Genomic DNA, 18,371 nt, shown 5'->3' on the forward strand with positions numbered 1-18,371 from the left:
TGGCGTCAGAGCGTGGACTTGCCGATGACCTGCAGGCTCATCTGCTCCAGCAGCCGGTTCATGTGAATGAACTGGGCGAAGCGTTTGTCCTGGGTCTGGCCGTGGTAATAGCGGTAGTAGATCTGCTGGACGATGCCGGCCAGGCGGAACAGGCCGTAGCAATAGTAGTAATCGAAGTTGTCCAGGCGGATGCCGGCGCGCTCGGCGTAGTAGTCGACGAACTGGCGGCGGGTGCGCATGCCAGGGGCATTGCTCGGCTGGCGGCGCATCAGTTGCAACGGTGCCGGGTCGCTGGCCTCGATCCAGTAGGCCAGGCTGTTGCCCAGGTCCATCAGCGGGTCGCCGATGGTGGCCATCTCCCAGTCGAGCACACCGATGATGCGCATCGGGTTGTCGGCGTCGAGGATCACGTTGTCGAAGCGGTAGTCGTTGTGCACGATGCCTGGACGCGGGTGGTCGGCAGGCATCTTCTCGCGCAGCCAGGCGATCACGTTTTCCCAGCGTGGTGCATCGGGGGTCAGGGCTTTTTGGTAGCGGCTGGTCCAGCCCTCGATCTGACGTTGCACATAACCTTCGGGCTTGCCCAGGTCAGCCAGGCCACAGGCGTGGTAGTCCACCTGGTGCAGCTCGACCAAGCGGTCAATGAAGCTTTTGCACAAGGCCTCGGTGCGGCTGGCGTCCAGGCCCAGCTCGGTGGGGATGTCGGAGCGCAGAATTACGCCCTTGACCCTCTCCATCACGTAGAACTCGCCACCGATCAGCGATTCGTCGGTGCAGTGGGCGTAGGCCTTGGGGCAATAAGGGAAGCCGCTGTTGAGCTGGTTGAGGATGCGGAACTCGCGGCCCATGTCATGGGCCGACTTGGCCTTCTGGCCGAACGGTGGGCGGCGCAACACGAATTCACGGTCTGGGTAGCTGACCAGGTAGGTGAGGTTGGACGCGCCGCCCGGGAACTGGCTGATGCTCGGTGTGCCCTCTAGGCCGGCAATGTGGTCCTTCAGGTAAGGATCGATAACGGCCGCGTCGAGTTCTTCGCCGGGGCGTACCTGGGTGGACTGGTCGGTGAGCGTCATGCGTTTTCCTTATTATCTGGCGCAAGGACTATTGGCTAATCTAATGGCCTGGCGGCCGTGGAACAAGCGTGCCAGGTGCCATATTGGCGAGGGTGTTGCTGGTCGATCACTGCACCGAATGCCGGGCAAAAAAAAACCGAAGCCGGTCAGGCTTCGGTTTTCTCATCGTGCGTTGTGCCCATCACTCAGGAAGGGAACAGCTCGCTGAGTTTCATCGACAGCATCATGTCGCCTTCGACGCGCAGCTTGCCGCCCATGAAGGCCTGCATGCCGTCGGTTTCACCGCTGACGATGCCCTTCAGGGTTTCGCTGTCCAGCACCAGGGTGCAGTTGGCATCCGGGTTCTCGCCTTCCTGAATTTCGCAGGTACCGTCCTTGACCAGCAGCGCATAGTGCTTGTCTTCGTCGGTGATGTTGAAGCCGAACACCAGGTCCAGGCCAGCCGCAGCAGCTGGGTTGAATTTTGCTTTCATCGCCTCGACGGCTTTAGCTACATCGCTCATGGTGTTTTCCTTGTTAAGTGATATTCGCGTCCGCAAGGACACAACGGGCCGGGCTCAACGGTAGGTGATGAGCTCCGGCGCCCTCAACAGCTGCACATGGGCTTGGCTGTTGAAGGAGGCCAGTGCCACGTCGCGGCCGCGGAACTTCAGCTGGCTGAGCGACGTGTTGATGATCTGCCAGTTCAGCGCAAAGGCCTGGCTGGGGGTGATTCGGGTAATGAGGTGGAGCAGGGCGGCGATGGTGCCTCCGGAGGTGAACACGGCGATGTTGTCGCCACTCTCAGCAGTGCCCAGCACGCGCTGCAGGCCGGCTTCGACCCGTGCGGTGAACGCCTGCCAGGTTTCCAGTCCGTCATCGGCGTGGTCGCCGGCGTGCCAGCGTTGCACCATCAGGGCGAACAAGCGCTGGAACTCGCTGCGGTTCTGTGCACCGTTGCGCAGCACCTCACGGGCATGCGGTTCCGTATCCAGCAGGCCAGGCAGCAGGGCACGAATCACGCCATCGGCATCGAACTCATTGAACGCCGGGTCGGTCTCAATGGCCGGCACCGCGCAACCGCCGGCGTTCATCGCCTGCAGTGCGTGCCGTGCAGTGTCCTGCTGGCGGCGCAGATTACCGGCCACGCAGCGGTCCAGGCGCAGGCCGAGCTGGGCGAGGTGTTCACCCAGGGCCTGGCTCTGGCGCTCACCTATGGGCGAGAGGACATCGTAGTCGTCTGCACCGAAGGAGGCTTGGCCATGTCGGATCAGGTAGAGATTGCCCACTGCGGTATCCGGCGTTGAAGGTTGCTGCGAGGTTAGGATGCGCCACACAGGCTGTCAACGAAAAAACATACAAGCGTTTGAAAAGGTTGTTTGAACTGTGTTGCCAGCGTTTACCTCGGCTGGCGAGGGCACGGGCGCAACGGTATGCTTGCTACAGTTTCGCGCCGATCTGGCGCAGGTTCATAAGGAGTCAACGTGGAGTTTCTTGCCGAATACGCAAGCTTTCTCGCCAAAACCGCCACCCTGGTTATTGCCATCCTGGTGGTGTTGTCCGCCATCGCCGGTTTGCGCGGCAAGGGGCGGCGCAAGGCCGGTGGGCAATTGCAGGTCACCCGGCTCAACGAATTCTATAAAGAGCTGCGTGAGCGTCTGGAAAGCGGCCTGCTCGACAAGGCCCAGCTCAAGGCCCTGCGCAAGCAGCAGGCCAAGGCGGAAAAACAGCAGAAGAAGGGCAAGGCCGAACAGAAGGACCGAGTGTTCGTGCTCGACTTCGACGGTGATATCAAGGCTTCCGCCACCGAAAGCCTGCGAAACGAGATCACCGCACTGCTGACCCTGGCCACCCCACGCGATGAAGTGGTGCTGCGCCTGGAAAGCGGCGGTGGCCTGGTACACAGCTATGGCCTGGCCGCCTCGCAACTGGCACGCATCCGCCAGGCCGGCATCCCGCTCACCGTGTGCATCGACAAGGTCGCGGCCAGCGGCGGGTACATGATGGCTTGTATCGGTGAGAAGATCGTCAGCGCGCCATTCGCCGTGTTGGGTTCGATCGGTGTGGTGGCGCAGCTGCCCAACGTCAACCGCCTGTTGAAGAAGCACGACATCGATTTCGAAGTTCTGACCGCCGGCGAGTACAAGCGCACCCTGACCGTATTTGGCGAAAACACCGAGAAGGGCCGGGAAAAGTTCCAGGAAGACCTGGACATCACTCACCAGCTGTTCAAGGACTTCGTGGCCCGCTACCGCCCGCAGCTGCACATCGATGAAGTGGCCACCGGTGAGGTCTGGCTCGGCGTTGCCGCCCTGAACCGCAAGCTGGTCGATGCACTGCAGACCAGTGACGAATACCTCAGCGACCGTGCCCGCACGGCCAACCTGTTCCACCTGCACTATGCCGAGCGCAAGAGTTTGCAGGAGCGTATCGGCATGGCGGCCAGCGGCACTGTCGAGAACACCGTGGTAGGTTTGTGGAGTAAACTCGGGCGCTTGCGCTAACACCTTGAACCCGTTGAAATTTTTTTTCGTTCAGGGGGTTGCAAGGTGAAAGGAATGCGGACATAATGGCGCCCATCGAAACGCAGCAAACCTTGAAAAGGTGCGGTGTTTCAAGGAGATAGCAAGGCGCAAGCTGCTAGCTCCGAACTTTGAGGCCGAGTAGCAAAGTGGTTATGCTCCGGATTGCAAATCCGTCTACGCCGGTTCGATTCCGACCTCGGCCTCCACCATTCGAAAGCCCCGCAGATTAACGTCTGCGGGGTTTTTCTTTGGGCGATACAAAACCAGATCGTTTCCGCATCCTGATGCATCGTTTCCGCATCAGCCCTCTACTTGGTCGGGCCGACCACTTCCAGCCGGTGATCGTAGAACCAGGCGTAGGAAATCAACTCCTCGTCTGTGGATGGCCGCGCATCCAGAAGCCGTGCTCATCACGCTCAATGGCTACTGGCTGAATCAGTTGCTTTTTTTCAGGCATGGCTTCGTCCTTGGCCGCCATATCGCGGCAGTGAACAGAGGGGGAGGGGTTAAAAAATGGAGCTTTTGTTCGCAGCCGGTGGTCAAGCTAGTTGGATAGGCCTAATCACAAATGAGGGGCCTTCCTGTTCTAGTTGCACCATTCATCTCCGGCGATGGAGGAGAGCTGCATGCGCATGCGAGGCAACGTTTACTGGGCTTGGGCGGACCCTACGCTTCACCATAGAAGTCATGAAGAGACGCTGCACGACGGCACCCACATAAATGTTCAGGTCCGACTTTCCCGCACCGGAGGGACGCAGCTTTTTCTGGGCGTTTACGCGCGATCGGGTATGGCATTGCATGAGGAGGCATTTGCCTCCAGACCCAGAGAGTCGATGGCCAGGGCGCTAGCCTGGGGTGTCGTCCGTGCGCGCCGCATTGCTGTGGAGGGCGTGTCTTCTGTTGATCGTCTCACCGCCTCGGGATAGAGGGGAGAGGGGTTGCAGCGATGGAGTACGGATGTACTCCTTCAGGGTTCGTCGTACTCGGCCTGCGGCGTGTGCACGATGCCGATCATCTTCGGGGCGAGTTTTGGCGCTGATCGGGCATGCTTGGAGCGGTACCGGCAGATGTTCGGCTTCTTGTGCGCTGTTTGCGAAAGGTGGCAATTTGATAGCGAGTTGGTCATCGACCGCTATCGACTCACAACTGCCTTTCGCTGAGGGCATCTAACGGTTAGAAGCGGCCATCAATCAATGCCCTCGTCTGGCCGGTCGCTGACTGGGGCAAAGGGCAACATCCAACCCGAAGCTGCCAGTCCATAACGTTACCTGTCGCGCATGGCAGTGACTGTTAGAGAGGCATTGCTGCGTATCTCAAAGGCGGATGTTCGGGTATAAAAATACCCCTACCCAAGTCACGGACGACGACGATGCTGATACGCAAGATGACTCAGGAAGACCTGCCAAGCGCCAATGCCCTGTGCCTGGAGGCGTTCATGTTAGCCGTTGCGCCATCGCTGTCGGCCCAGGGGGTGGAAACCTTCTCAAAGCTGGCTGCTCAGAAGGCGTTTGCCGAACGAATGGCAAGTGACAACCTAATGCTGGTTTGTATCGCGGAGGGAATCCTGGTCGGGCTGATCGAGCTAAAGGAAGGGCGCCATGTAGCAATGCTGTTCGTTGCGCCGGCCTGGCAGCGCCACGGCGTCGGCAGGCGTTTGGTGAATGCGGCTCTGGGGCAGGCCAGGGCCAATGTAGTAACAGTTAGAGCGTCGCTATCTTCAGTCGCCGCTTATGAACGTTACGGTTTTGCGTTGGCAGGGGAAGTGGGTGAGTTTGCCGGGCTGTTCTACCAACCGATGGAGAAGCGGTTGACCATTTGAAGGGACGCCTAACTCCCAGGCTGCTGTTCACTAATGACTTCAATGGCCGTTAGGGGCGTTGCGCCAAGGGCCGCCATGGGTCCAGGCTGTGTGAAAACACATTTTTATAACGATTCGGCCATGGGGTATTTGTCCAGGTTTTGAGGCACCATATGGTCTCTAGGAATCCAGCAGCTCGACGCAGCTCGCAAACCAAATCTGGAAGAATGAATGCCTTCCCGTCGCCGCCTCAGTAGTGTCTGTCAAAGTATTGCGCATCACGCTGCCAGCGGTCTGTCGTACGTACACCCACATCTGTTGCAAGCGCTCAAAGTAACCGGGGAGCCTTTCGCGACGGTGGATCTACTGAGTGCGACCCCATACCCGAAGGAGCTTCGCAGTCATCCCCACCTTCCCACCGCCCTCTCTTCATTACGTGATCGTTTTGAACAAATTTTGAAATCTGAGGGATTTTTAATAACCGACCTCAACGAGGCCAAACTATTTTTCAAATCTGATGGCCAATACCACGACGAGTATTGTTGCGAATGTCACGCAAGGTTGTCCCATTCAAGCGGCCGTAAATACTTTGCGGCAGTCAACTGCATGGGTAAATCCATTGTTCCCCAACCCGCAAATTTATGTCCAGGCCCCACCGACGATGTCCTTAATCGGTGCGGAAGCGAAAAGATTGTAAGTTTTTGAAAAGAAAGAAAATGAATTGCGGATTGTAAATCCGTCTACGCCGGTTCGATTCCGACCTCGGCCTCCCCCATTCGAGAAACCCCGCAGATGAAAATCTGCGGGGTTTTTCATTTTGCCCGGCATTCAGCCATGACTGAGCGAAAGCTCACTGATGATGCACACCGAACCGTCATCAGCCGGCGTCGCATCGGTGTAATCGACCTGGTTGTAGATCCCGCCATGGAACTCGAACAGGCGAGTGTCCCAGCTGTCATCCAGCTGCAGTTCACTCGATGTTCTGGAGACGCCGTTGCACCGGGCGGTCACCTTGACCACACCCGCCGAGGTGGCATGAATGATCACGTCGAATTTCGTACCGAGCGGCACGCCCTGCAGGAGCGTGCTGTTCACCGGGGTGGTCTGGTTGTAGGACGTCCGGAAACCCAGGGTGATGTTGCCCTTGTTCCAGAACACCTTCACCGGCGGGCTGTCGTCCCCCCTGACGTGCATCTGGCTGACGACGACTTTTTGCGCCGAGTTGACCTTGGTCAGGGTCATGGCCTGGCGGTTCCAGTGATCCGGGGCGCTGCCCAGCGTCCAGTTCTGAGTCTCCGACCACTCGCAACGGGTTCTGTGGGTGCTCTTGCTCGAAGCCCCTTTGGTCGGTGCCGTGAACTGAACCGACCCGTCGCTGAGCACCTTCACCACGCTGGGGAACTCGGCGATGGCCTCGGCGCCATTGAGTTCAAGTGCGACAGGGTTCGTTGAAGAGACTGCCACCGGGGTAGCGATCGTTAGATTGCTGATGTTTACGGTCATAAATACTCCTGACGATAAAATCATTGGCCTGGCACGATTGCCTTCCAACCGTGATGCGTTCCTCCGCATCCGGCTGGGCACTCGTGAATGCGCAGGCGGATGATCTGGAATGCGCGACACCTGTATGTATATACAGTACATTCGAATGATCTTTTTGCAAGCCCCGCAAACAGGTAAGGCGTGATGACAGGTAAGAAAGTGGCCCAGCTCTGCGGGGGAAGCCAAAGAAAAGCCCGGCTCAGGGTCGGGCTTTGCTCAGGTTTTTCTGGCGATGAGGGGCTCGCCTGCGTGCGCTCGGGCATAGGATGCGACAACCTTCCGTACACATTTCCAATACCCGGAAAAAGAAAAACCCGCCAACCAGGGGCGGGTCCTAAAGAACGTACGGAGCAGGATCAGAATGCCAAAGCGCTTGTCATGAACTCGTGAAGTTCACGTTGATAGCGTGTCGACACTCTTCATGAGCAAAAAAGCCCGCCATGAAGGCGGGCAACAGACGTTTTGAAGGGAGAGATTTCAGCCTGAGGCCCGCTGGTTAAGTCAGCATTAACCGCAATCCATTGACCACGGCCAACGATGCGCCTATACAGGCGTGCCAGATTTCCAGGAGCCACCATGCGCGACGAAGACGACCTGCACGAACCCGAGCACGATCACCTGCTCGATCATGAATTCCTCTATGAAGACTACGACCCTGAAGCGGATGCCCAAGGCGCCGAAGACGAAGTCGAGGAGGACGAAGAGCTGCTGGATGACCTCGATGACGAAGAGCGCGATCACCCAGCCTGGCACGACGACCTGGACGACTGAATCAGCGCCCGTCGACCGAGAAGCGCCCAGGGCCGCTGACCGCCAGCACCAGCAGGCCGCCGCAGATGCTGAGGTTTTTCAGGAACTGGGTCATGTTGGCAGCGCGCTCCGGGTCGACCATGTTCCAGAACGGATGGCCAAGCAGCCCGGTCCCCAGCACGAACAGGGCAAACAGGAAGGCCAGCGGGCGGGTGTAGAAGCCCAGGATCAGCAGGATGCCGACAACGAACTCCATGATCACCGCAATCGCTGCCGCCAGCATCGGGGCAGGGGCGCCCAGTGAGGTCATGTAGCCGACCGTGCCTTCGAAGCCAGTGATCTTGGCCCAGCCAGAAAGGACGAAGAGGATCATGAGCAGAACGCGGGCGATCAGGAGGATGATGTCGCGTTGACCATCGAACAGGGAGTAGCGCATGGCGGCATACCGGTAGATGGAGACAAGCTCCACTCTAGCAGTTGCGCGGGGGATTGCTGTCGGGCAGCAAAAAGGCGCCGCAAGGGCGCCTTTTCAAAGGAGTTTGGTGCGAGTGGCGGGACTCGAACCCGCAAGGCTCACGCCGACAGATTTTAAGTCTGCTGTGTATACCAATTCCACCACACTCGCACGCTTGACAGGGTCGTAGTGACCGGCGCGCTTCTAGGCAGAAGGGCCTGACAATCAAGTGCGCTTTATAACCCATTGTTATAGTTGAGTCAATCGCAGCACCTATGATCAAAGGGATGAGGGAGTCGATCGATTGGGCAATTGACACCTTGCTGTCATTAAGCCACTGTTGCCCACTTCTTTGGATCCAATGAGTGAGACTCCATGTCCCATTCCACTCCCTCGGCACTTCCCGGGCGTACTGTTCGCCCCCGGTTGTTCTGGCGCCTGCTGTTCGCGCAGGTGTTGCTGCTGGGCGCTTTTCTTTACCTTAGTCTGATCACCCTCGGTGGTTACCTGCTGCTGCTCGGTTTCGATGCCGAGCACCCGCAACCGCAGCGCTTGATGGCGCTGGCGGGTGGCGGCCTGATACTGCTGGTGGGCCTGTGGTTGCTGATAGTGGCGATGCCGCGGCGAATCAGCCCGGTCATGGTCGAACCCGAGCATTGATAATCTGTTGCAGCGTGTGCTGTTGAAGAAGCGTACGCTTGGCTAAGCTATCCAAATCCCTCCTGCTGTGCCTGTGGAGTTTGCATGGTTTCAGCCGACTGTATCGATCACCCGGTCATGCCCGCTAGCCGCTATGAGCAGTTGGTGCAATCGGTTGTGGATTACGCCATCTACATGCTTGATCCCTCCGGCCATGTGGTGTCCTGGAACGCAGGCGCGCAGCGGATCAAGGGCTACCGCGCCGAAGAAGTCATAGGCCGGCATTTCTCGCTGTTCTTCACTCCTCAAGATTGCGCCGAAGGGCGCCCGGAGTGCCTGCTCAAGCAGGCCCTGGAGCAGGGCGTGGCGCAGGACGAAGGCTGGCGCGTGCGCAAGGACGGCACGCAGTTCTGGGCCCTGGCCGCGCTCGATGTCATCCGTGACGAACAGGGGCAGATCGTCGGCCTGGCCAAGGTCACCCGTGATATCACCGACCGGCGCGAATCCGCGCTGCAGCTCGATGCCGTGCGTGCCCAGCTGTTCCAGGCGCAGAAGCTCGAGGCGCTGGGCCAGCTTACCGGCGGCCTGGCGCACGACTTCAACAACCTGCTGACCATCATCATCAGCTCGGCGCGCCTGGCGCAAGCCAGCCAGGACCCGGAGCGGGTGCAGCGCATGCTTGGGCACATTCTCGATGCCGGGCAGCGCGGCACCGAGCTGACCCAACAACTGCTCAGCTTTGCCCGTCACCGAGAACTCGATGTCTCGCTGGTCGCCCCGGCCAAGCTGCTGGAGTCCACGCGCGGCCTGCTGGAGCATGCGTTGCCGCGTGAAATCGTCTTGCAGGAGTACTTGCAGTCGGATCTGCCGCTGATCGAGGTGGATATCGGGCAGCTGCAGATGGTGCTGCTCAACCTGCTGTTCAACGCGCGCGATGCGATCGGTGAGCGGGGCACGATCGACCTGGCGGTGCTCACGGTCGATCTGGCAGGCGAAGTCGAGGGGCTGCACGGCAGGTTCGTGTGCTTCGAAGTGAATGACAGTGGTGACGGTATCGGCCCGCTGGTGCTGCCGCGCATCTTCGAGCCGTTCTTCACCACCAAGCCTTTTGGCAAGGGCACCGGGCTTGGCCTCAGCCAGGTCTACGGTTTTGCCAAGCAGAGCAATGGCGCCATCCGTGTCGACAGCACGCTCGGCCGGGGCACGTGCATGCGCCTGTATCTTCCGGCCTATCAGCCCGATGCTGGGGCACAAGACGACAGGTAGCCACCATGGTGCAGGCACTCAAACGGCTGGTCACGGGGATCGAAGGGCTCGATGCATTGCTCAAGGGCGGCTTGGTCGCGGGCGCCTCCTACATCGTTCAGGGGCCGCCCGGTGCGGGCAAGACCATCCTGGCCAACCAGTTGGCTTGCGGCCATGTGCGTGAAGGTGGCAAGGTGCTGGTGGCGACCTTGCTCAGCGAGTCCCACGAACGCTTGTTCCAGTACCTGGCGACCATGGAGTTCTTCGACCCTGGCATGGTCGGTGATCAGATCCAGTTCGTCAGCGCCTTCGATACCCTTGAACAGGAAGGGCTGGATGCAGTGGTCAAACTGCTGCGCCAGGAAATCAGCAAGCAACAGGCGAGCCTGCTCATCGTCGATGGCGTGCTCAATGCCCGAGTGCGTGCGGAAACCGCGCTGGACACCAAGAAGTTCGTCTCGGAATTGCAGGGCCATGCGGCGTTCGCCGGTTGTACCGTGCTGCTGCTGACCAGCGCGCGCCTGGATGACAACAGCCCGGAGCACACCATGGTCGATGGTGTGATCGAGTTGGGCGAGCAACTGGTCGGTAGCCGAGCGGTACGCCATGTGCAGCTGCGCAAGACTCGGGGCAGCGGGGCATTGTCCGGTCGCCACGAGTGCCTGATCGATGAGGCGGGGATGCACGTCTATCCGCGTCTGGAATCGCTTTACAGTCACCCCAGCCAGTTTGGTAGTGCCTCCCTGAGCCGGGTATCCACGGGTGTCGAGGCATTGGATGAAATGCTGGGCGGGGGGCTGACATTGGGCTCGGTCAGCCTGCTGATGGGGCCTTCAGGGATTGGCAAGACCTCCCTGGGCCTGGCATTTCTGGCGGCGGCCAGCGCCGAGCAGCCGGCCTTGCATTTTGGCTTCTACGAGACCCCCGCGAGGCTGCGGCTGAAAGCTGCATCGCTGGGTTACGACTTCGCCGCACAGGAGCGCACAGGTGCCTTGCAGCTTTGCTGGCAACCGACCACCGAAGGCCTGCTGGACCAGGTGGGCGCGCGCCTGCTCGAGCAGGTCGAGCAGCAGGGCAGCAAGCGCGTGCTGATCGACAGCCTGGGCGCGTTCAGCCGCCTGGCGACCGACCCGGCGCGGCTCAATGCGTTCTTCCGTGCCTTGGCGGGTGAGCTGCGGGCCCGGGATGTCAGCGTCATGCTCACCTGGGAGATGCGTGATATTTTCGGTTCGGAAATCACCGCCCCGGCGCCGGACTTGTCGAGCATCGTCGACAACCTCATGCTGATGCGCTTCGTCGAGCTGGACTCGCAACTGCGGCGCATGCTGTCGATCCTTAAGGTGCGCGACAGCCATCACGACCCTGCGCTGCACGAGCTGCACATCGGGCCACAGGGTATAAGCCTGCGCAAGGCGTTCGAGGGTGCCTGTGGCGTTCTTTCGGGCACGCCGGTGCCGCAAGGGGGTGGCTGACGGGGCCTGCCGATGAACACCATCCTGATCGTCGATGACGAATACCTGATCGCCGATATCCTCGGCTTTGCCCTGGAGGACGAAGGGTTTCTGGTGGAAAAGGCGAGCAACGGGCGCAAGGCCCTGGAGGCGTTGCAGGAAAAGCGAGTGGAGCTGGTGATCACCGACTACATGATGCCAGTGCTCGACGGCGGAGAGCTGGCGCGGGCTATCCGCGACGAACTGGGGCTGAATGACTTGCCAGTGATTCTCATGAGCGGCGCACAGGCCAACAAGGCCGACCCGAGACTGTTCGCTGCGGTCTTCGACAAGCCGTTCGACATGGACAGGATGATCGCCAAGGTGCGCGAGCTGCTCGGCACCTGAGGTTCAGGTTGCGGCTTGCGCCGGCCATTCGATCAAGCGCGTCCGTGCGGCTTGAAGCGAGGCTCGGGTCAGTGTTGGTCGTCGTGCTTTTCCGGAGCCGGGCTGCCGGCCTGGATGCGCTTGAAGATTTCTTCACGGTGCACCTGAACATCCTTTGGTGCATCGATGCCAATCCTCACCTGCATCCCTTTTACGCCCAGAATGGTGACTTTGATGTCATCGTTGATGACGATACTTTCGCCAACCTTACGGGTGAGTATCAGCATGTAGTTCTCCTTGGTGATGTCGAAATCCGTCGGGCCATTGGGCTGCAACGGTGGGAGCTTGTCCCTCTTCCTTCTCATTAAAGACGCTTTCGGCGGATAGTAATTCCCCGAAAGACAAATTCTGTTGCGTGTCTTTAGTTGCAGGTGCCGAGGTAAATGCTGCTAAGCGTGTCGGCGAAGGTGCTCGGTGGCAAGAATAGGGGGCTTCGGCCTTAATGGGAAATTTCTCTGCATGATAGGTCGAATAGTTCGGCTCAATCATCGTCTGTTGTTTCCAGGGCCTGGAGGAACAGCAGCAAGGCCACCTCTTCGGCATCCAGCCCCTTGCGCACGCGGCGCCCAGGCAATTCGGCCAGGCGCCCGAGGGCGTAATGTTCGAGCACGGCCGGATGGATATAACAGCGCCTGCACACCGCCGGGGTATTGCCCAGGCGAGCGGCGACCTGCTTGACGATGGTCGCGATCTGGCGCTTGGCCTCGCTTTCCGGCTCCCAGGCCAGAGGCCTGAGCAGGCTCAGGGCCAGGCTGCTTCCTGCCCAGGTGCGGTAGTCCTTGGCGGTGAAGTCGGCGCCGGTCAGTTGCTGCAGGAACTGGTTGACCTCGCTGGAGCCGATGCTGTGCCGCTGGCCGTCTTCATCCAGGTACTGGAACAGGGCCTGCCCGGGCAATTCCATACAGCGCTTGAGCAGGTTGGCCAGGCGCCGGTCACGCAGCGTGACGTTGTGCTCGACACCGCGCTTGCCACGGAACTGGAAGCGTACGGTGCTGCCTTTCACCTCGACGTGGCGATTGCGCAGCGTGGTCAGGCCGTAGGACTGGTTGTCGCGCAGATAGCGCTGGTTGCCGATGCGGATGAGTGTGTGGTCGAGCAGGCTCACCACCAGCGCCATGACCTTTTCCCGGTCAAGACCCGGGCGGGCGAGATGCGCTTCCAGTTGTGCCCGCAGCTTGGGCAGGGCCTGGGCAAAGGCCAGCATGCGCCCATACTTGTGCTGGTCGCGCAGTTCGCGCCATTGCGCGTGGTAGCGGTATTGCTTGCGGCCTCGGGCATCGCGGCCGGTGGCTTGCAGGTGGCCCCGCGGGTCGCTGCAGATCCAGACATCGGTGTAGGCCGGCGGGATGACCAGCGCGGCGATTCGCGCCAGGGTCTCCTGGTCGCGGATGCGTCGCCCCTGGTCATCGAGGTAGATGAAACGGTCGCGCCAGCGACGCCGGGTCAGCCCCGGCTGGCTGTCGTCGACATAGTGCAGGCTGGGTGGAAGAGGGCAGTCGAGCATCGGTGGCAGGCCTCGATCAGGTCACTGATCAGTGGACAACGGCCACGGCGATGATGCTCAGCCCAGCAGTGCCACCGACTTGATCTGGGCGAACAGCGCCTGGCCCGAGTGCAGGCCGAGCTGGTCCGCCGAGAACCGGGTGATGCGCGCCAGCAAGGCGTTGCCGCCGGCATCCAGGCTTACCAGTACATGCGCCGGGTTGTCCGCCGGGCGCGCTTCGCGCACTCGCACCGGCAGGCGGTTGAGAATGCTCGAGGTGCTGTCGGCGCGCAGTGCCAGGCTCACATCCCGGGCCTGGACCTTGACCCGCAAGGTGCTGCCCATGCTGTGCGCGGGGTGGGCGATGCGCAGCAAAAGTGCGTCACTGCCGGGCAGGCGCAGGTCGAGCAGGTCGTAGTGCGGGTCGTGACCGACGACCATGCCCTCGAAGACCACCCCGGCGTCCTCGCCTTGGGCCAGCGACAGGTCGAGGCGGGCCAGGGTCTCGCCGATCGGCCCACTGGCCATGGCCCGGCCTTGCTCCAGCAGTACCAGGTGGTCGGCCAGCCGTGCCACTTCGTCCTGGGCATGGCTGACATAGATAAGAGGGATGTCCAGTTCGTCGTGCAGGCGTTCGAGGTACGGCAGGATCTCGCGCTTGCGTGGCCCATCGAGTGCGGCCAGCGGTTCGTCCATCAGCAACAGGCGCGGGCTGCTGAGCAATGCGCGGGCAATGCCGACCCGCTGGGCTTCGCCGCCCGACAAGGTGGCCGGCTTGCGTTCGAGCAGGTGGCCGATGCCCAGCAGTTGGCAGGCCTGCTCAAGGCTGACCTTGCGCTCGGTCGGGGCGATGCGCCGCCAGCCGAATTCCAGGTTGCCGCGCACCGACAGGTGCGCAAACAAGCTGGCCTCCTGGAACACGTAGCCCACCGGCCGCAGGTGCGGTGCCAGGAAGTGAGCGTGGGCGCTGTCCTCCCAGACCTCGCCGTTGACCTCGATATAGGCACTGGCCGCCCGTTCCAGCCCGGCCAGGCAGCGCAGGCACGAGGTCTTGCCCGAACCGGAATGGCCAAACAGCGCGCTGATGCCGCGGCCCGGCAGGTTCAGGTCAACGTCCAGGGTGAAGTCGTCGCGCGCCAGCTTCAGGCGCGCCACAATCGATCCGCTCATTTCAGCTCCAGCCAGCTTTGCTACGGCGCCCGGCGTAGAGCAGGAGCAGTATCAGGAACGAGAACACCAGCATGGCACCGGCCAGCCAGTGGGCTTGCGAATATTCCATGGCCTCGACGTGATCGAAGATTTGCACCGAGACCACGCGGGTTTTGTCGGGGATGTTGCCACCGATCATCAGCACCACGCCGAACTCGCCCACGGTATGGGCAAAGCCGAGGATGCTGGCGGTGACGAAGCCAGGCCGGGCCAGCGGCAGCACCACATGCACGAACGTGTCCCAGGGGCTGGCACGCAGGGTCGCGGCCACTTCCAGCGGGCGCTGGCCGATGGCGGCGAAGGCGTTTTGCAGCGGCTGCACCACGAAGGGCATGGAGTACACCGTCGAGCCGATTACCAGGCCCGTGAAGCTGAACACCACGGTACCCAGGCCCATGGCCTGGGTAGCCTGGCCGAGCCAGCCGTGCGGGCCGAGGGCGATCAGCAGGTAGAAACCAATCACCGTCGGCGGCAGCACCAGTGGCAGTGCCACCACCGCGCCCACCGGCCCGCGCAGCCACGAGCGCGTGCGCGCCAGCCACCAGGCGATGGGCGTGCCGACGATCAGCAGGATCAGCGTGGTCAGGCTGGCCAGTTTGATGGTCAGCCAGACCGCGCCGAAGTCACTGGCGTCCAGTGGCATCAGATTTCATAACCGTAGGACTTGATCACCGCTGCGGCTTTCGGGCCTTTCAGGTAGTCGACCAGGGCCTTGGCAGCCGGGTTGTCCTTGCCTTTGCTGAGAATGACCGCATCCTGCAGGATCGGCTCGTGCAGGTTGGCCGGGACGATCCAGGCCGAACCGCTTTCAACCTTGCCGTCCTTGTAGATCTGCGACAGTGCGACGAAGCCCAGCTCGGCGTTGCCGGTGGAGACGAACTGGTAGGCCTGGGTGATGTTCTGGCCTTCGACGATCTTGGCCTTGGTGGCCTCGGTCAGCTTCAGCTTGTCCAGCACCTGGGTGGCGGCCAAGCCGTAAGGGGCGGCTTTCGGGTTGGCGATGGACAGATGCTGGAACTGGTTCTTCTTCAGTACCTCACCCTTGTCATCCACATAGCCAGGCTTGGCCGACCACAGGGCCAGGGTGCCGGTGGCGTAGGTAAAGCGCGAGCCCGGGACGATTTCCTTTTCCTCTTCCAGCTTCTTTGGGGTGCTGTCGTCGGCGGCGAGGAACACTTCGAACGGCGCGCCGTTCTTGATCTGCGCGTAGAACTGCCCGGTGGCGCCGTAGGCAGCGACCAGCTTGTGGCCGGTATCTTTCTCGAAGTCCTTGGCGATGGCCTGGATCGGCGCGGTGAAGTTCGCGGCGACCGCAACCTGCACTTCGTCGGCCCAGGCGCTGTTGAGGGAGAACAGGCTGGCCAGGGTGATGGCGCTCAAGTGGTACAGACGGATGCGCATGAAGACAGCTCCTTGAGGTGGTTATCGTTATGGTGCGGACTATATAGCGATAGGCCATTTGTCGGGAAGGGGCTGGAGGGGGGTAACCTGGAAGTGATGTTCTGTCAGTGCCGGACTCTTCGCGGGTATACCAGCGAAGAGGCAGCGCGGTTTCAAAGCCTTATCGAGCAATCTGCGCCAATGCCTTGGAGGCTATCTCCCTGGTCAGTTGCTCAGCCGGCATAGGTCGGCCCAGGCGCAGTGCCTGTCCTGACCACAGGTTGCTGAAATCACTGTTGCCCTGCGCATCGGTAATCGCGCGCAGCGGCATCAGCGCGCCACCAGCCAGGGGGAAGCGCGGCGCCAGTTCGCTCATCGGCCCCAGCTCACGCATGATGCGGTTGTTGATGCCGCGTGCAGGGCGCCCGGTGAACAGGTTGGTCAACGCGGTGTCGCTGGCTGGTGCGGTGTCCAGTGCACGGCGGTGGGCAGGGGAGACCTTGGCCTCCGGGCAGAACAGGTAGGCTGTACCGATCTGTACTGCGCTGGCACCCAGGGCCAGGGCCGCCACCAGGCCACGATGGTCGCCGATGCCGCCAGCAGCGATCACCGGCAAGCGCACGGCATCGGCAATTTGCGGCACCAGCGCGAAGGTGCCGATCTGGCTGGTGATGTCGTCGCTGAGGAACATGCCGCGATGACCGCCGGCTTCATAGCCCATGGCGATGATCGCATCGCAGCCATTGGCTTCGAGCCACAGCGCTTCTTCCACCGTAGTGGCACTGGACAGCACCTTGGCGCCCGTGGCCTTGACCCGCTGCAGCAGTGCAGTTTGCGGCAAGCCGAAGTGGAAACTCACCACCTCCGGGCGCAACTGCTCGACCAGCAGGCAGCTCTGCTCATCGAAGGGCGCGCGGTTGGAAACAGGCGTAGGTGCATCGAAGTCGGCGCCGACTTCGGCGTAGTAGGCTTTAAGTGCCTGCTTCCAGCGGGCGTCGCGCTCGGGGTCGGGTGCTGGAGGCTGGTGGCAGAAGAAGTTCAGGTTCAGCGGCTGGCCAGGGCAGGCCGTGCGGAAGGCTTTGATCTCGCCCCGTAGCTGGTCGCCGGTGAGCATGGCGCAGGGCAGGGCACCCAGGCCACCCGCCATGGCTACGGCAATGGCCATGGCCGAACCGCTGGCACCGGCCATCGGCGCCTGCAGAATGGGCAACTCGATGCCCAGCAGATCGAGGATACGACGGTCGGGCCAGTTGCTCATGCGCTTCTCCTTGTCGCTGCTGCCTTACAGTGCTTTGCTCACCTGAATGTCGCTGATCTTTTCGGCGTCTTCGCCGTGGATCTTGCGCAGGGCTTCCATGGCCTGTTCGTGCGAGGCGCCGGCCATCACGGCGAAGTCCCAGCGGCGCTGGCCGTCGAGCTTGTACTTGATGACGTACTTGATGTTCTGGGTCATGGTAGGCCTTATCCGAGTTTCGACGACGAGCGGCGGATGATCTTGATCTTGTGGGTCAGGGTCGGCTTGCGCGTTACCGAGATCGGGCGGGTGGTCACGGTATCGATGGTGATGTTCCAGAAACCGGTGCTCGGCACGGTGATCTTGGCCGGGAAGCGCTCGAAGTGGCCACCGTGGTAGGTGTGCCGGCCGCCGTTCTTGAAGCTGCGGAAGTTGGCGTCGTTCATCAGGCGGATGTTGCAGCGCTGGGAGCACTCGATGACGACGATATCGTCCTCGTTGAGGTGCTCGCGCTGGTGTACGAATTTCATGGGGTGCTCCGCAAAGATTGGTTCTGCAAACGCGAACGATACCACGATGTCGGCTTGTACTGCCGCGCCTGATGGCACCTGGCAGATAAAACGGCCAAAGCGGGGAGCAAAACCGCCTGGCCGTTGTCCTACGCTCTCTTGTCAGTCGAGGTGCGGGAAATGAAGTGGATGGTGGCGGCGTTGTTCCTGGCGTTGGGTGGTTGTGTCAGTGTTTCGGAACTTGAGCAATCCCATGAAACCATGGACGTCATGTCTGGCAAGACGCCGCGTGAATACGCCGATTGCGTCAAGGCGCACCTGGCCAAAAGCCGTGACCCGTTGGTGGAAGAGCAACGCAATGACGGCTTGCGCCTGATCGTGCCGCAAAAGCTCACGGCAGGTGCCGGGCCGGCAGCCTTGCTCGATATCCACAAGCGCGGCAGCGGCAGCAGCATCAAGCTGCATGAGCGGCTGAACAACTTCCCGTTGCGCCCGGGTGATGTACGCGAGGCAACGACGGAGTGCATCTCTGGCAGTTGATCTGGCTCAACGGATCGGTGGTTAGCAGGCCAATTGCCAGCCGGTGGTCGGCTTGGGCGTTGTTGCGAATTCCCTGACAGGGCTAGTATCCATTTGCTTATGTTTTTTAAGCCTAAGCTTATAACAAAAGAAAT

22 protein-coding genes and 2 tRNA genes are annotated in these 18,371 nt (G+C 61.1%); 10 read left to right on the forward strand and 14 right to left on the reverse strand.

Annotation, left to right across the window (positions count from 1 at the left end):
• Nucleotides 1-5: 5 nt before the first annotated feature.
• From BGP85_RS08430 to BGP85_RS08440, 3 genes are all read right to left on the reverse strand, one after another.
• Nucleotides 6-1,073, reverse strand: coding sequence for a phosphotransferase family protein (locus BGP85_RS08430; RefSeq protein ID WP_103446749.1), 1,068 nt, complete (start codon nt 1,071-1,073; stop codon nt 6-8).
• A gap of 185 nt (nt 1,074-1,258) precedes the next feature.
• Nucleotides 1,259-1,576 (reverse strand): SCP2 sterol-binding domain-containing protein, encoded by a 318-nt coding sequence (locus tag BGP85_RS08435; protein WP_027920549.1) that lies wholly within the window; start codon nt 1,574-1,576, stop codon nt 1,259-1,261.
• Between the two features lie 54 nt (nt 1,577-1,630).
• The gene (locus tag BGP85_RS08440) at nt 1,631-2,341 is read right to left on the reverse strand and encodes a histidine phosphatase family protein (RefSeq protein ID WP_103446750.1); all 711 of its coding nucleotides are present in this window, start codon (nt 2,339-2,341) and stop codon (nt 1,631-1,633) included.
• A 195-nt stretch (nt 2,342-2,536) separates the two neighbouring features.
• Here BGP85_RS08440 and sohB point away from each other — a divergent pair, with 195 nt between their 5' ends.
• The 4 genes from sohB to BGP85_RS08460 all read left to right on the forward strand — a co-directional run bounded on the left by sohB (nt 2,537) and on the right by BGP85_RS08460 (nt 5,396).
• Nucleotides 2,537-3,556, forward strand: a complete 1,020-nt coding sequence (gene sohB, locus BGP85_RS08445; protein ID WP_103446751.1) for a protease SohB — start codon at nt 2,537-2,539, stop codon at nt 3,554-3,556.
• 153 nt (nt 3,557-3,709) lie between these two features.
• Nucleotides 3,710-3,783: transfer RNA gene (locus BGP85_RS08450), tRNA-Cys, on the forward strand.
• A gap of 420 nt (nt 3,784-4,203) precedes the next feature.
• A complete protein-coding gene (locus tag BGP85_RS29190; RefSeq protein ID WP_103446752.1) occupies nt 4,204-4,503 on the forward strand; it encodes a hypothetical protein in 300 nt (99 codons plus the stop codon).
• A 443-nt stretch (nt 4,504-4,946) separates the two neighbouring features.
• Nucleotides 4,947-5,396, forward strand: a complete 450-nt coding sequence (locus BGP85_RS08460) for a GNAT family N-acetyltransferase (RefSeq protein ID WP_103446753.1) — start codon at nt 4,947-4,949, stop codon at nt 5,394-5,396.
• 807 nt (nt 5,397-6,203) lie between these two features.
• Here the strand turns inward: BGP85_RS08460 and BGP85_RS08465 are convergent.
• On the reverse strand, nt 6,204-6,878 hold the full coding sequence (locus BGP85_RS08465; RefSeq protein ID WP_103446754.1) for a polysaccharide lyase family 7 protein: 675 nt from the start codon (nt 6,876-6,878) through the stop codon (nt 6,204-6,206).
• A gap of 615 nt (nt 6,879-7,493) precedes the next feature.
• On the opposite strand from BGP85_RS08465, the gene BGP85_RS08470 reads away from it, so the two are divergent.
• Nucleotides 7,494-7,688: a hypothetical protein gene (locus tag BGP85_RS08470; RefSeq protein ID WP_103446755.1), complete on the forward strand. Its 195-nt coding sequence runs from the start codon at nt 7,494-7,496 to the stop codon at nt 7,686-7,688.
• Between the two features lies 1 nt (nt 7,689).
• Here the strand turns inward: BGP85_RS08470 and BGP85_RS08475 are convergent, their stop codons facing one another.
• Together BGP85_RS08475 and BGP85_RS08480 are read right to left on the reverse strand one after the other, a co-directional pair.
• A complete protein-coding gene (locus BGP85_RS08475; protein WP_103446756.1) occupies nt 7,690-8,103 on the reverse strand; it encodes a DoxX family protein in 414 nt (137 codons plus the stop codon).
• A 104-nt stretch (nt 8,104-8,207) separates the two neighbouring features.
• Nucleotides 8,208-8,292: transfer RNA gene (locus tag BGP85_RS08480), tRNA-Leu, on the reverse strand.
• Between the two features lie 204 nt (nt 8,293-8,496).
• Here BGP85_RS08480 and BGP85_RS08485 point away from each other — a divergent pair.
• The 4 genes from BGP85_RS08485 (at nt 8,497) to BGP85_RS08500 (ending at nt 11,843) form a co-directional block, all read left to right on the forward strand.
• Nucleotides 8,497-8,781 (forward strand): hypothetical protein, encoded by a 285-nt coding sequence (locus BGP85_RS08485; protein ID WP_181004469.1) that lies wholly within the window; start codon nt 8,497-8,499, stop codon nt 8,779-8,781.
• A gap of 84 nt (nt 8,782-8,865) precedes the next feature.
• A complete protein-coding gene (locus BGP85_RS08490) occupies nt 8,866-10,026 on the forward strand; it encodes a two-component system sensor histidine kinase NtrB (RefSeq protein ID WP_103446757.1) in 1,161 nt (386 codons plus the stop codon).
• A 5-nt stretch (nt 10,027-10,031) separates the two neighbouring features.
• Nucleotides 10,032-11,477 (forward strand): ATPase domain-containing protein, encoded by a 1,446-nt coding sequence (locus tag BGP85_RS08495; RefSeq protein WP_103446758.1) that lies wholly within the window; start codon nt 10,032-10,034, stop codon nt 11,475-11,477.
• A 12-nt stretch (nt 11,478-11,489) separates the two neighbouring features.
• Nucleotides 11,490-11,843: a response regulator gene (locus tag BGP85_RS08500; RefSeq protein WP_103446759.1), complete on the forward strand. Its 354-nt coding sequence runs from the start codon at nt 11,490-11,492 to the stop codon at nt 11,841-11,843.
• Between the two features lie 68 nt (nt 11,844-11,911).
• Here the strand turns inward: BGP85_RS08500 and csrA are convergent, their stop codons facing one another.
• The 8 genes from csrA to BGP85_RS08535 all read right to left on the reverse strand — a co-directional run bounded on the left by csrA (nt 11,912) and on the right by BGP85_RS08535 (nt 17,718).
• Nucleotides 11,912-12,109: a carbon storage regulator CsrA gene (csrA, locus tag BGP85_RS08505; RefSeq protein ID WP_012315047.1), complete on the reverse strand. Its 198-nt coding sequence runs from the start codon at nt 12,107-12,109 to the stop codon at nt 11,912-11,914.
• Nucleotides 12,110-12,363: 254 nt separating this feature from the next.
• Nucleotides 12,364-13,386 (reverse strand): DNA topoisomerase IB, encoded by a 1,023-nt coding sequence (locus tag BGP85_RS08510; RefSeq protein ID WP_103446760.1) that lies wholly within the window; start codon nt 13,384-13,386, stop codon nt 12,364-12,366.
• Nucleotides 13,387-13,443: 57 nt separating this feature from the next.
• A complete protein-coding gene (gene modC, locus BGP85_RS08515) occupies nt 13,444-14,535 on the reverse strand; it encodes a molybdenum ABC transporter ATP-binding protein (RefSeq protein WP_103446761.1) in 1,092 nt (363 codons plus the stop codon).
• A 1-nt stretch (nt 14,536) separates the two neighbouring features.
• Nucleotides 14,537-15,217, reverse strand: coding sequence for a molybdate ABC transporter permease subunit (modB, locus tag BGP85_RS08520; protein ID WP_103446762.1), 681 nt, complete (start codon nt 15,215-15,217; stop codon nt 14,537-14,539).
• Nucleotides 15,217-15,975 carry a molybdate ABC transporter substrate-binding protein gene (modA, locus tag BGP85_RS08525; RefSeq protein ID WP_103446763.1) on the reverse strand — a complete coding sequence of 253 codons (759 nt, stop codon included), beginning with the start codon at nt 15,973-15,975 and terminating at the stop codon, nt 15,217-15,219. The genes modB and modA overlap by 1 nt, the downstream gene beginning before the upstream one ends.
• Before the next feature lie 160 nt (nt 15,976-16,135).
• Nucleotides 16,136-17,212, reverse strand: a complete 1,077-nt coding sequence (locus BGP85_RS08530) for an NAD(P)H-dependent flavin oxidoreductase (protein WP_103446764.1) — start codon at nt 17,210-17,212, stop codon at nt 16,136-16,138.
• Between the two features lie 24 nt (nt 17,213-17,236).
• On the reverse strand, nt 17,237-17,407 hold the full coding sequence (locus BGP85_RS28865) for a hypothetical protein (protein WP_181004470.1): 171 nt from the start codon (nt 17,405-17,407) through the stop codon (nt 17,237-17,239).
• Between the two features lie 8 nt (nt 17,408-17,415).
• Nucleotides 17,416-17,718: a DUF1883 domain-containing protein gene (locus BGP85_RS08535; protein ID WP_008090281.1), complete on the reverse strand. Its 303-nt coding sequence runs from the start codon at nt 17,716-17,718 to the stop codon at nt 17,416-17,418.
• A gap of 159 nt (nt 17,719-17,877) precedes the next feature.
• Here BGP85_RS08535 and BGP85_RS08540 point away from each other — a divergent pair, with 159 nt between their 5' ends.
• A complete protein-coding gene (locus BGP85_RS08540) occupies nt 17,878-18,237 on the forward strand; it encodes a hypothetical protein (protein ID WP_103446765.1) in 360 nt (119 codons plus the stop codon).
• The last annotated feature ends 134 nt before the right edge of the window (nt 18,238-18,371 follow it).

Origin of the sequence: Pseudomonas putida, assembly GCF_002906855.1 — a bacterium.
Taxonomy (GTDB): domain Bacteria; phylum Pseudomonadota; class Gammaproteobacteria; order Pseudomonadales; family Pseudomonadaceae; genus Aquipseudomonas; species Aquipseudomonas putida_N.